Source organism: Enterococcus sp. DIV1368b, from assembly GCF_050529595.1.
Lineage (GTDB): Bacteria > Bacillota > Bacilli > Lactobacillales > Enterococcaceae > Enterococcus_B > Enterococcus_B mundtii.
This window is the reverse complement of the sequence record NZ_CP172883.1, coordinates 1,384,402-1,398,889: the sequence shown is the minus strand read 5'-3', so window position 1 is coordinate 1,398,889 and position 14,488 is coordinate 1,384,402. Positions and strand designations below refer to the sequence as shown.

Sequence of the window (14,488 nt, the reverse complement as noted above, 5' to 3'; positions counted from 1 at the left end):
CTTTATAATATAGGCTATGATCAGACATAGAAAGGTCGTGAGTGTTTTGACCACAGGAATGGTGAAATGGTTCGATAACAAAAAAGGATATGGCTTTATTAGTTATGATGAAACAGAAGAGATCTTCGTACATTTTACTGCAATCGAAGAAGAAGGATTCAAAACACTTGAAGAAAACCAAGTGGTAGAATTTACCGTTATTGAAGGGAATCGAGGCGTTCAGGCGGCCCATGTCAAAAAGATCAATGAATAAACACAGCCAAAGCAAATAAAAAAAGCTATTCCAATTGATTGGAATAGCTTTTTTATTTTTTATTCCTTTTCATTATTTCTGCCTGACTACTAGATTAGTCAGGTTACTACTCTCTGTTACTATTCTCTGCTACTACCTAGTATTCTTGTTTCGATTCTTACTGGTGCCTCTAAACTCGTACAGAATCTTTATCTTATTCAACTAGATCTTTCGTATTCTTAAGTATTGATGGCATCGTTACCGTTTTTTTCATAGGATATTTCAAGTGGTCCAGTAATTCTACTTGCGCCTTTCTTTTTACAAAAATCACAAATGGCTCTTTATTTTTTTCAATTGTTAAAGATAATTTGCGTTTTTGTACATGGACGTCCTTGATTTGATCAATTGGTATTTCACGATCTCTCCAAAAAGCAGCATATTTTATTTTTATTGCCTCTTTTTTTAAAACTAGTGAGCGTCGTAACCCTAGCAAAAGGAAAATAAAGAATACCCCCATTAAAATATTACTTTTCCAATAAGGTCTTGTATTTTCTAACGATAAGATCAAACTCAAAAATAAAATAATAAATGTTGATGACCAATAAATGATCGACTGTGCCGTTTCGGGCTGCCAGCGAATATTTTTTTTCATTCTTCAACCTCGTGTCTTTATCTGTAATGGTATAATAAGTCGAACCGACAATTTTTGAAGGGCGTGTTTTTCCTTATGTTAAAAGTATACATTGATGCATCAACAAAAGGCAACCCTGGACCTAGCGGTGGAGGAATATTACTAGTCGCTGATCATCAGCAAGAACAGTTGTCTATCCCTTTATCCTTTGGTTCAAACCATCAAGCCGAGTTTGAAGTCTTTTTAAAAACTTTAGAAATTCTAAAGAATAGACAGATGACCGAAGAAATCATTCTCTGCTATTCCGATAGTAAAGTGCTTGTATCAACCATCGATAAAAATCATACGAACAACAAAGATTTTTTACCCTATTTAGAAAAAATACAAAGTCTATTAAAAGATTTTTCAATGTTGATTCTTCAGTGGATACCTGAAAGTAAAAATAAAGGCGCAGATAATCTAGCTAGACAAGCTTTACAAAAATCATTATAAAATATTGTGCGTGGAACATGACTCCTCTCGCGTATTCTAAACCCGAATAAACGACGGGAACAGAAGTAACCTCTTCGGAAATAAGGCGCCATCCACGAAAATTGTTCTTCAAATTTTTGTGGATGACGTCTTATTTCTCTAGGCTAGACACTTCAGTTCTGATCTCTTCTTAGGTTTGACTTTCCTCTTTTTTATCGATCTCTGAATGTATCCTTTTTAGTTAAGACTTTTCACATTCAATTCTTTTTTATTTACATTCGGAAATGAAAAAGTTAACGTCCTATTTACTTCCTTGCTATTTGTTGATGCTTGTTGGACGATAGTAGCAAAGCTTCTTTTTTCACGAACATTCGTAGTAGTTGGAAGCGTTGGGTGATTATGATCCTCGCTTGAATTCCCTGCTTTTGTTTGGTTTTTTTCTATTTCATATTCTTTTTCTAAGATGAAAAAATTCCCCGTATGCATCAGCGCAAAAAACATGAATATTTTAGGATCGATTAAAGGTCCATCCCTCAACCCTCTTTCCACACGCAGACGATTGAAGAAATCATTGTCTAATGCAAGATCTCTTATAATCGTCATCACCACTTCCGCATCTAAAATCAAAAAATTTGCTGCTAACATTGGATCATTTAAAAGTTGCTTTGCCACCTCACTACGAGCTAATTTAGGCAAATCGAATTCTTGCGCCAAATGTCTAACAAACAAATCAAAATCCTCAGAATACGTTATTTTCGCATATTCAAGGTCATAGCGTTTTCTGATATCTTCACCACTACTTTGAAATCCTATCGGAGGATCTTCAAATTTAGCATAATCAACTGTGCTTGATACAATATGCGTGGTTTCGTGGATAACCGTTCCGGATAAAGTAGGTGTAGTTTGAATCGTTGGCTTAGCTGACGGCTTGACATGAAATTTATCCGCCATGATCAGTATTCGGCATTCTGGGTCAGCATTTACAACAAACGCCACAGTAGTCGGAGGTTTCACTTTGGATGTATAATAGTTTTTCGTCTTTTTATCGTAGACTAAATCGGAAGAGACGATCCAGATATTTTTATAGCCTAGATCTTTTGATAAGTTGAGGAATTGTTCGCATTTATCCGCTATAATCAATAATCTTTTGATGACTTCTTTCATTATTTGTTCTTTATTTCCGCTGGTTTCTAGCTTGAACATGTGATTCAAATATTGACCTGGCTTTCTTTCTGCAAGTGTTTCAAGTGTTAACCACTCCTCTGCTTTTTTCTTGAATGTTTTGAGATAGGTCACTGCCTCATCAACTCCCGAAGCGACTTCTTGTTGAAATGCATCAATATACTCTGGTACTTTATCAGAGGTAAAGCCAGGAAATATTCGGTAAGGGATCTCGGGCTTGTTCGCTAGTATTCTTGCGATTTCATGCTTCATCCCTGATTTTGCCATCCCATCAGTACTGGCAGTTGGATTCGTATACTCTGACACAAAAGAAGTCAATGTTGGAAGCTTCACTCGGTCATCCTCATACCTGAACTTCTTTGGATGATCAGAAAGTATCGTGGCTTTTCTGAACTCATCAAATGTTACCGCTACACCAAGTGACTCAGGTAATTTGTAATATGGTGGGTATTCCAAAATTTTAGCTATCTCTGCTAAACGGTCTGCCTCATGTGATGTTCCCGCTTCTCCAACTTGCGGAATTGGTTGTTTTTCTTTTTTCCCCTTATCTGCCTTGTTCTTTGGTTTCTTGGGAACACTTTTCTTCCCACCTGCTAAGATGGCATGGTGTGGATCAGCGATCAATCTTTCTAATGGGGTCTCCACACGGAAATGATTGTGTATCTCATCAAATCTCAAGATGATCAACGGTCTAGTTACCTTTTTCTTAACAAGATGATATCGTTGATTTTCTTGATCGATTAAAATCAATGGAACATAGCAGTTATTCACCTTGATATGCGTCCTTCCTGAAGAGGTACGCATCAAGCCAAACTCATCAGGTGGTGTAAGTGAGACGGGACTACTGATACTTTCAAATTGTTCCGGTTGACTAGCAACATAGTCACTTACATCTTTTGCCAATCTTGGCGAAGTCTCAGTTTCGAAATACCAGCCAATACCGTTAAATCGGATAGGGAATAAAGTATCTCCTTCATATACGTCATATCTTACCCCATGTCCTTCAATCGAATGGATTTGAACAGGAACTATTCGTTGATTCATTTGAACAAAGGAACCAATGACTTCTCCATTATTCTCTACCTTATATACCTTCCCTTCACCATATCCTTTGGGGTTCAAATTTTTTTCTACTACAAATATTTGTGAAGTATCCACTTGATGTGCGAGCCTGTTTATACGCTGAATCTCCTCCTCATTATAAAACAAGTCCCCTTCAAAAGATCTGAGCTGACTGCCATGTAATGTGAAATATCCCCCAAAAATATCACCATCTTTTAGATTCATCACCTGCATGTACAACGAGTCTTTCACACGTCTCACGATGCTGTAGGGGCCTTTTCCAGGCAGCTGTGCCCGTATATGATCATCAGGCAACGGAGGTATTTTTTTTGTTAAAGTTTCTAGCTTCGTTAATAAAGGTTTCAAATGAGCAGGAATGAACCATTGACTTCTCAATTCAGAAAATCCTTTAAGTATCAACTTTGCTCCATCAGTGACTAACTCAAATCCAGGATCTGCATAGTGTGCTGTACTTTTAAGAATCGCTTTTAGTTCTAAACGAGTTGGTGTAAATCGCATCCCATTACGGATAGCGTGTCTGACTCCACTTTCTGCAGCGGCTTTTGCCATCCCCAAGGCAAAATTTGTACTTAGTCCCATCACTTGACCAACGACAGGGATCAAGAAAACCACATCAATTGTACACGAAATGACCGCATCAGAGACATTTTCATCAATGATTCCGACGATACAATCATAAAAAGGGATAATATGTTTGACCACATCCCCAATTTGTTCAGGTACGGACTTGTCATTTCCAAACTCATATAGCTGGCGATAGAAATGATCTCGCTGTATTTGACTGATGGCGATACTCAGTCTTGCTTGATCCAAGCCTTGTCCTAGTTCATGCTCCCGAATGATTTTTGTAGAAAATGTGAAGTCTTTCTTACCAATTCGGATTTTTTCTCTGTTTTGCTTATAACCATTGCGCCAAAGGTCTTTTTGATCAAACAATCCATATTTAAGATATAATAGCGGATCTTTATCTACTCGATAAAAAATATATCCCCCATATTGTTCCAATCTCTTCACAGCATACAAACGTTCTTCCCCTCCACGGATCGCTGCAAAAAGATCTGTTTTTTCTAGATTCAAGTTAGTATCCAACCATTTCTCACGCTCACCGAAATTGACTACTGGAATTCCTCCAATAGCTGGTGGTGCATAGTAATGTTGCTGATGCCTAAGTTCAGCCGTTGCACTATAAATCTGTGTTTCGTTTGAAAATAGAAAATTTTTCTCTGACTGATCTAAACCATTTAAAGCGGTGCCGATAAATCGCTGATTTACTTTGAAAAAAGCGTCGGCTACGTCTTTCGTTAGCTGTGTGTACCATTCCTCTAGATCTGGTGGTTGGTAAATATCGGGACAAGGTGGTAAGCCTAATAAATATGCTTGGTCTAATAATAATCTGTTTTTTCCTGAACGTTTGTTGCATTCTTTATTCACACTTTCTGCCAGTGCTTTTTTTCGGCGCCAGTTGGTAACTGCGTCCTCATATTCCCCCACCTCATGATAGAGTATTTTTTCATTCTCAACGATTGTCTCCGTCATTTCTTGCCAGAAAGTGATAAACTTTTGTAAGGCATAAACTTTATGATTACCATTCTCTAAAGCCTCTCTTAATCCTTCAGGATCTAATTGAGCAGTAGCTAGTAAAGCTGGGGTTAGGAGGTATTGTAACCCTTCAATTTGCTTTATGGATTGTATTTTAAGAGAATCGCAAAAAAATTTACCAAGTGTAATCTCATCTTTATTGCTGAATTCTGACAAATAACCAGCATCTGCCAACAGTTTTGCTCCTGCTAGTTGCATCAATGAGCCAAAATCAGATATCGATAGATCATCGGCTAATTTGCTAGACTCAAGAAAATAATTAGGTAATATTTTTTCGATAAATTTTATCCATAGTTTTTCAAAAACCACCTGATCTTTTCTTAACATTTGTTCTTCTCTGCTATCTCTTCCGACAAGGCTATGGATATTGATAACACCCTCTTTTCTTAACGAATCGACCTCTAAAAATTTTCTGACTTGTCCAATCGTAAAGCTTGATGGATCGGGTGAGTCGAGAATTTTTCTTATCATGTATTCTTCGACCGAGCCACTTAATATATTTTCAATCGCCCATCTCATGACAGTAGCTTCAGCAATTTTTGCAGAAATTTTATCTTCTGATGATCCGCCATACATCTTCAGTTCTTTTAGAATGATTTTGGCGATGGCCTGAAATTTATCTGGCATAAATACCATGCCAACACCATCTTGTGTCAACCACTTTCCCATAGATATAAGTATTCGTTCCGATGATTGATCATAAGGAACAACCCCTTGTTGAATAAAAAACTGATTCAACTGGACACGTATATTTTTATTCTGCCATTGTTCCTTGCCTACACTGAGATTTAGTGGTTCCCCCGCGGTTTGTTCATTTTCAGTTAAATCAATGTGGACAGGTATTACATCTTCATCAGTTGGCGTTGACAATTCAAGTGACGGATCGTCGAAGTCAAATGTTTCAAATAACCATTTTGTATAGGTTAACTCGGCATGTGCGCCTGAGATGACTCCATCATTTTTTTCGTTCAAAATCACTTGTGCCAATTGTTTGATTTTGACTGGATCAATCACCTCGATCGTCGCCCCCTCTAACAACACCCAATGAGTAATTGTTTGTGCAAACGCACTGGAATCAGACATGTTCCAACTCCTACCTTGTCCTTTGAGAAAATCAGCAACTCTTCGCTTGGTCTCCTCTTTTTGGTTATGTATATCTTCAACATGCTTTGTTGCCTGAACACTTTGGGAATCATCTGCTTTTTTTTGTAGGTTATTTTCTTTAAGAAATGTATTGATCTTCTCTTTTTTATTACTAAGCTCACTCTCTTGACTCTCATTGATAAGGTAATTTAACTGAGCATTATTGTCTTCCCATTGAAGAATACAAACACGTGCATCCTGGACAGTCAATAATCGCCAATCAATCCCATAATGCTTTAGGAGTAGTTCTGCTACCTCTTTTTGTCTTTGGACAGTTTCCTCGTAGTTTCCTGCGCTAAGCACCCAACTTTGCATTTTCCTCACTAATTCACTGTTTGACACATACCCAAGTGATAACTGTTTTGCAATAAGAAAAATCCTGACTTCTCTGTTTACCATTAGTGTTTTTTCACGTTGATTGAAAATCTGATAATCATAACAATATGGCTTGATGGGTTCAACATTCGATATAGTCGCTGCCTGATCATTTATGAAGTCATTATAAATGATCCCACTAATGTTTTTTTGTTCTTGAAGCTGTTCAGTATAGGGGAGTTCTGGTGCAGACAATTGATAATGAACTGTTTGTTCTGTATTTTCTTTGTAGGTACACCCTTCTAATAGTAAATTCGTTTGCAATTGTTGTTGCACAGCTGTTTTTTTAGTTAGCAAATAGGGATCTCCTAACCGAATATTTTTTACCCCATAGGCTTTCATAATATAATAAGTGATGAATTGTTCTCTTGATTCTTGTTCCAAAAAATCAGAAGTTCCACCCGACTCCACAAAATCGTTGAGACCATCTATTATTTCTTTAGCTGTAGCTTCTTCCTTGCTCGCAATTTTATTTTTTTCGAAGAACTCATGAAGAAGTTCTTTTACCTTAATCGTTTTGTTTCGATTTAAAAAAAGATCATATTCATAATAAAAGATCGGTAAATTTTGAAATACTACTCCTTCAGGTATCTGATTATTTTTCAGGATTTCTTTGATATTGTTTACTTGATCTAAATCAGAGACTGGTGGTGCCGTTGTCGTGAGATTGCTCATCTTTACTTTAGGAGCCGTCAAATGAACCATCACACTACTCACTTCAATAAATGTAAATCCTTTAAAAATATTGTTTGTTCGCCACTGAAGTACAATTTCTATGGCTTCTCTATAAGTTAATGCACGATCTGGTACCCCATATTTTTTTAGAATAAGATGCGCAAGAGAGATTCTTTTCTCTAAGACAAGGTGAAAGGCAAATCTATCTTGTTCCCAGTTATCGATTAGAATAAACAAGTCTTGAATAGAAAGATCCCCCATAAAATCTTTGACCGCTTCATTGACCTCATCTGTTTTAGCACGCTGTTGATACACATCGTGATCGTACCAAAAAGGCATCATAGGCTCCAAGTCAACATCTGGAAAAGGTTGTCTCTTCAAGTATGTATCGATAATACGATTGATTTTATCCACCGTTTTCTCAGGGATATCTTCATAAGAAGTAAAGCCTATTTTGGGAATCTGTTCCGAAAGAGGTTCAGGTGTCATGCGATTAGAAGGAAGTGACGTGGCACCGACACCAAATAAGTTTGTTTTCTGATCAAAAAATGTGCTAACGCTTTCGGCAAATCTACTCGTTAATTGCCAGATAGTCGTTGTTAATTGTTCGGCTTCTTCATTTGATAATGGCAGCTTGACAGGTAAGGGATGCGTAAAAAAAGAATGTTCGATCAGATGATTATTTCTTCGCTCTTTACCAATCTCTTCGTGTCCTCTTGGTATCCCCTCAGATTTGCCTTTTATCCATTCATCAAATGGACGAGAAGGTTCCCCTTCTGATTCCTCAGCACTAGGATTCGATAGAGTGTTGCGAACAAATGAGCGAAAACTATCAGCTACATAGAACCAATAATCTTCAGTCACACCGTGAAAATAGTTATCGTTTGTGTTGTCTGTCCCATTTTTTTTAGTAATATTATCGTTGTGAGATTCATCAGCGAATCCTTCAAACACATTTTTAAGTTTATCCGCGATATCTTTTAATTCAAAGTAGTCTCTGGCATTTGTTGGGGGGATTTTTTTGAAATAGAATTGTTGAAGGAGGGGTGAATGCTCTTTGTCCTTTTCATTTATCTTTTGAGATTTAGCAGTTGCTACTTTACATATGGTTTTAAAGTGAGTTTGTACTTTTCGAGGTTGTTCCCATAATCCCCATTTCCGACCGATTATTTCTTTTTTTGTCGTCGTGCAATTTTCTAGTTCAACTAGACCATGTACGAATTTATGAACCTCTAAACTCCATAACTGTGCTGCTTCGGCCAAAGGAGTTGACGTATTTATCTTGGGTTCAAATCCATCATATGTACTGTTTTTATTCAATACATCGGAAGTCTTTCCGCCATCGAACGTTGAACTTGAGGTTAACGAGTGGACTACTTCGTCTTTATGATTGATCCAATCATCTGTTACGACAAAAGTATCCATCTCAAACATAGCACGCTCTTCTTGAACAGCCCTTTGCTTGTTCGGCATCTCTTCTTCTAATTTGAAATTTTGAAACAGACTGAATGCGTAGAGCATTCCAACCGCCGTCTTAAGACCCTCTCTTGTTGGTTGTTTCCCAGAATGATTAGAAATATAGTTGACCATTCGTTGTTCGGCTTTTGTGTTGAAATTTTTATATCTTTTATTATTGAATGTTCCTATTGGTTTACGATGATCTTCTATTGGCATCTTATTCACTCCTCAATTCATTCGATTGACAGACTTCCAAGACTTCAGCAACAGCTGAACGTTGCAACAAGAATTTTTACCTTGTGAATGATAAGAATCATTGAAACTCATTATTTCTTAAAATACACAACCTACATCCATTATTATTCCTATTGTCAATACTGAAAATTCAAAAATCATTGATGGAACAAAATATTTATTTTTATATTACTTGATAGTATTTATACAACAACTACTATTATTTCTTGATCCAGAAAAAAAAATCTGGTTTTTATTCATAGAATTCAAAATTATTTGGTAAAGAAATATAAATTTTAAAAATACACATCTGTTAAAAGATACTTTCTATTGCACGTCTACGATGCCACCAGCTATGTTCATTTTATGTAATCAAAAAGGAACCCCTCGTTCAAGAAAAAAATAACCTGAAAATCTAGTCTAATCCTCCTTTATCCTTTCCCAACTATAAAGTGACGATATTCCAGATTCCTTCTTGCAAAAATAAGCAAAAAACCCAAAAATACAAAAATATTTTCAGGCTTTTTGCTTATTTTATTTAAGTCAAACTCTTTTATTAAAATCTTATGGCGCCAGATGTCCACATGAATGACAGAACAGCCCATATCTTTTTTTAAGCAAAGTGTTAAAAAAGCAAATAGTTATGGTCAAAGGTGATATCCAAATGATACTCACCAACTCTCTTTTCTATTTGGATACGCATCATGCGCTCTAATTCCTCATCTGACAAACGTGTACCTTCAGGAACAACGACATCAAATTGTAGGATCTGGCCTTTATGGATCATGCGAAAATCATGGATTTTCAAGCCTTCTGCTGTCTCATTGATGATTTTTTTCAACTCATTGAGAATCTCTTGATAATTCTCATTATCAACTGGTACCGGATCTAGATGACAGACTAATTCTACACCCAAAGATTTTTTGAAGTCTTTTTCGATGATGTCCATGATCTTGTGCGCTTCATTTAAATCTAGCCGATCATCCACTTCCACATGAACAGAAGCAAAGCGCTGATTTGGTCCGTAATTATGCACTAACAAGTCATGATAACCGAGGATTTTCGTATAGCCATTCAGCTGCTCCTCCATCGCCTGGATCTGTTCGACAGTGGGACGGCTACCTAATAATTCATACACGAATTCTCTTAACATCATTACGCCGCTGTACAAGATGTAAAGTGCTAACAAGAAGCCAATATAGCCATCCACGCGCCAACCTGTCAACCATTCGACAGAAGCTGAGAGTAAAACAGCAAATGTCGTATATACATCATTATAACTGTCTTTGGCAGTTGCATGTAAGGTTTCCGAATCGATCATTTTTGCAGTTCTCTTGTACATACGCCCCTGAATAACTTTTAAAGCAATCGAAAAGACTAAAACTAAAAAGATGATCGGTGATAGGGCAATATTTTCCGGATCGATGATTTTTTCAATTGAGGAGTGTAAGAACTGGAATCCGACGTACGTGATGATGAGAGACACGAATAGTCCACTAATATATTCAAAACGTTCGTGTCCATAAGGATGTTCCGGATCTGCTGGTTTTGCCGCGATTTTGAAGCCAATCAAAGTCAAAACAGAAGAAGCGGTATCCGACAAACTGTTGATGGCATCCGCCATGATCGACACACTTCCAGAGAGTAGTCCGATCATCAATTTCGCAACGAATAGGATCACATTAGTTAACAGACCCCATACTCCTGCCATCAATGCTTTTTTTGTTCGTTCTTTTGCTGTCAGTGTTTCTTGTTTCTTTGCCAAATTTGTGACTCCTTTTATCTGTGATTGCTGATCTTATATCATTCAGGTTTTAAAGGTGTTGCTGCAAATAATGCTTTGGCGAGTAATGGTGTGATGATCCCTGCGCCGATAGCTTCTGGAATCCCATTGATTGCTGCAATTCCAGCAAGTGTCTTGAACAAGACCGAAGCATCGACACCATAAGCTTGAGCTGTGGCATTCGTATAAAATAAGCCCATCAATCCTAAAACAAGGACCGTATTGACTAAAGAGCCTAGTATTCCAGCTACAACAGCCGGTACGACGATCGTCGATGAACGCTTATACAACCAATGGAATACAAAGCCAGCAACGAGTCCCACTAAAACTCTGGGTACAACTGAGATGATTGGATTGGTGAAAACCAATGTATCGAAGGGTGTAGTTGGCATCGCGTAGGCACGGATGATCGTCGCAATTCCCCAGAACAAGCCGATCAACATGCCATCTTTCGGTCCTAATACTACGGCCGCTACGATCACTGTGATATGGATGATCGTCAAGCTAATAAAACCTAATGGAATAAAGCCTAACCATGGAATCATTGATTGAACGATAATGATGGCTAACAAAATGGCACGAAGTACTAACCGAAATGTTTTGTTTTTGCTATTCATTGAATCTCCCCCTGTTTGCTTTACTCTAATCCTATAGCGTTTTGTTGATTTGTCAATAAATGTGTACATAGCAATAACCGTTGAGCCAATGAAAATAAAGCAACGAGTTTGGGAAATCAGCCCAAACTCGCTTGCCATTTATTTGTAGTAAAAACCTACGCTTGCTTCTATTTATTTTCTAACCATGTTTTTGCTTCTGTCAATGCGTCTGAGATACCCGCTGGGTTTTTTCCACCTGCTTGCGCCATATCTGGACGACCACCGCCACCACCGCCGACTTTCGGTGCGATTGCTTTGATCAAATCGCCGGCTTTTAAGCCTGCTTCATTTGCTTCAGGTGTCATTGCTGCTAACAAGCTGACTTTACCTTCTTGTTCGTTTGCCAAGACAAGAATATCTGAAACTGCTTTTTGTTTCCATTGATCAGCTAATTGACGCAATTGATTCATATCTTTTACTTTAACTTGCGCAGTGATGATCGTTTTGCCATTGATCGTCTCTGGATTTTTGAAAATATCCCCTGCTTGTTGGTTGGCTAACTTACTTGCCAATTGTTCATTTTCTTTTTGTAGTTCTCTTACTTGTTGTTGCAATTGTTCTGCTTTAGCTACGACTTCTTTCAATTGTGGTGATTTCACGATTGCCGCAACTTCTTTTAGTTGTTGTTCTTCGCTTTCCAACAATTCATAAGCTTCTTTACTTGTCACCGCTTCGATCCGACGAACCCCTGCACCGATCCCTGATTCAGAAACGATTTTAAAGATTCCGATGTTTTCGGTATTACCGACATGCGTACCACCACATAATTCGATCGACCAACCGCCGATATTGACCACGCGGACTTCATTGCCATATTTTTCGCCAAACAATGCCATTGCGCCCATGTTTTTCGCTGTGTCGATATCTGTTTCGATGGTTTCGACAGGAATCGCTTCCCAGATTTTTTCGTTCACGATTTGTTCCATTTTCGCCAATTCTTCACTTGTGATCTGCCCAAAATGTGTGAAGTCAAAACGTAAATGGCCTGGTGCAACCAATGAACCTGCTTGGTTGGCATGATCGCCTAATACTTCTTTTAATGCTTTGTGCAATAAGTGAGTAGCCGTATGGTTTTTGACGATTCGGTTACGTCTTGGTTCATCGATCAATAAATGATAGGTGTTTCCTTCTTTGATTTCAGAAAGGACTTCTACTTTATGCAAGAATTGTCCATTTGGTGCTTTACGAACATCGGTCACATTAGCTACTGTTTCACCAGCTGCATCAATGATCCAACCTTGATCGGCTACTTGTCCACCCATTTCAGCATAAAATGGTGTTTGATCAAAGATCAATTGAGCTTCCCCATCCGATAGTTCACTGACGATTGTTTCGTCTTGGACGATCACTAGTAATTCACTGTCAGATTCAATATGGTCATAACCGATGAATTTGCTGTCTACTTTGATATCTGTCAATAAAGCAGATTGAACACCCATCGATGTTTCTGTATTACGAGCCGCACGCGCGCGCTCACGTTGCGCCTGCATTTCTGTTTCAAAGCCTGCGTGATCGACATTCAATCCTTCATCTTCCGCCACTTCTTCTGTCAATTCAACTGGGAATCCATACGTATCGTAAAGTTTAAAGATATCTTTTCCAGCAAGCGTTGTTCCGTTTGCTTGTTTTACCTCTTTGATCACTTGATTCAAGATCTCAAGACCTTCGTTGATCGTTTCATTGAAACGTTCTTCTTCCGTACGAACGACTTTTTCGATAAATTCTTTTTGCTCCAACACTTCAGGGTAATAGCTCTCCATGATTTCGCCAACAACAGGCACTAAACGGTATAAGAAAGCTTGCTCGATCCCTAATTTTTTCCCGTGCATGACTGCTCGACGCAACAAACGGCGCAACACATAGCCGCGTCCTTCATTTGAAGGCAATGCCCCGTCACCGATCGCAAAAGATAATGCTCGGATATGGTCTGCGATTACTTTATATGAAATATCAGTTAAGGCATCCTCACCGTATTTTACTTTGTTGCTCAATTGCTCAACTGCATGGATGATCGGCATAAATAAATCTGTTTCAAAGTTGGTTGGTGCATCTTGAACGATGGAAACCATTCGTTCTAAGCCCATGCCCGTATCAATGTTTTTATGTGGAAGAGGTTCAAACGTATTATCTGGTTTGTGGTTGAACTCTGAGAATACTAAGTTCCAGATTTCAAGATAACGTTCATTTTCGCCACCAGGATAGTTTTCAGGATCATCTTCTTCCAAGTCATTATAGGCTTCGCCACGATCATAAAAAATCTCTGTATCTGGTCCACATGGTCCAGCACCGATATCCCAAAAGTTATCTTCTACATCCACGATATGGTCAAGAGATAACCCAACTTCTTCGTGCCAGATACGTTTTGCTTCTGTATCTTTTGGATAAACAGTGACATATAATTTCTCAGGATCAAACGCCATCCATTTTGGACTTGTTAAAAATTCCCATGCCCAGTGGATTGCCTCTTCTTTGAAATAATCGCCGATCGAGAAGTTCCCTAACATTTCAAACATCGTATGATGACGAGCTGTTTTCCCAACATTTTCGATATCATTCGTCCGAATCGATTTTTGCGCATTCGTGATTCTTGGATTGTCTGGTACAACAGATCCATCAAAATATTTCTTTAGTGTCGCCACTCCTGAGTTGATCCATAATAAGGTTGGATCATTGACCGGTACTAGTGAAGCACTAGGTTCGATCGTATGTCCTTTTTCTTGGAAAAAGTCTAAAAACATTTGACGTACTTCTGCACTGCTTAATTTTTTCATTGTTTTACCTTCTTTCTACATAATAAACGACAAAAAACACCATTACAGCCAAGGACGAAAACTCGCGGTACCACCTTGATTGCAATGATGTTTACTCATTACCTCTTAAACTCGTTAACGCTGAGTCGCGTTGATATTTCTATCAAATTGAAAAAGGGAGCAGTTTGAACAGTGACTATTCTTTTTTCAGCCGAG

At 38.1% G+C, this 14,488-nt stretch carries 7 protein-coding genes; 2 read left to right on the top strand and 5 right to left on the bottom strand.

The genetic code is table 11. The annotated features are described in order from the left end of the window. Positions 1 to 46: 46 nt before the first annotated feature. The gene (locus IGJ19_RS06580) at positions 47 to 253 is read left to right on the top strand and encodes a cold-shock protein (protein ID WP_071867280.1); all 207 of its coding nucleotides are present in this window, start codon (positions 47 to 49) and stop codon (positions 251 to 253) included. Between the two features lie 193 nt (positions 254 to 446). On the opposite strand, the gene IGJ19_RS06575 is transcribed toward IGJ19_RS06580, so the two are convergent. Beyond that, positions 447 to 884: an EbsA family protein gene (locus tag IGJ19_RS06575; RefSeq protein WP_086334637.1), complete on the bottom strand. Its 438-nt coding sequence runs from the start codon at positions 882 to 884 to the stop codon at positions 447 to 449. A 75-nt stretch (positions 885 to 959) separates the two neighbouring features. Between IGJ19_RS06575 and IGJ19_RS06570 the strand changes: the two genes are divergently transcribed. Next, positions 960 to 1,355 carry a ribonuclease HI family protein gene (locus IGJ19_RS06570; protein ID WP_161641817.1) on the top strand — a complete coding sequence of 132 codons (396 nt, stop codon included), beginning with the start codon at positions 960 to 962 and terminating at the stop codon, positions 1,353 to 1,355. A gap of 216 nt (positions 1,356 to 1,571) precedes the next feature. Here the strand turns inward: IGJ19_RS06570 and IGJ19_RS06565 are convergent, their stop codons facing one another. The 4 genes from IGJ19_RS06565 to alaS form a co-directional block, all read right to left on the bottom strand. Further along, a complete protein-coding gene (locus IGJ19_RS06565; protein WP_430604504.1) occupies positions 1,572 to 9,065 on the bottom strand; it encodes a QWxxN domain in 7,494 nt (2,497 codons plus the stop codon). 643 nt (positions 9,066 to 9,708) lie between these two features. Then, positions 9,709 to 10,848, bottom strand: a complete 1,140-nt coding sequence (locus IGJ19_RS06560; RefSeq protein WP_071867251.1) for a cation diffusion facilitator family transporter — start codon at positions 10,846 to 10,848, stop codon at positions 9,709 to 9,711. 38 nt (positions 10,849 to 10,886) lie between these two features. Beyond that, entirely contained in the window at positions 10,887 to 11,483 is a 597-nt protein-coding gene (locus IGJ19_RS06555; protein WP_071867250.1) for an ECF transporter S component, read from the bottom strand. A 167-nt stretch (positions 11,484 to 11,650) separates the two neighbouring features. Next, positions 11,651 to 14,293, bottom strand: coding sequence for an alanine--tRNA ligase (alaS, locus tag IGJ19_RS06550; RefSeq protein WP_071867249.1), 2,643 nt, complete (start codon positions 14,291 to 14,293; stop codon positions 11,651 to 11,653). Between the last annotated feature and the right edge of the window lie 195 nt (positions 14,294 to 14,488).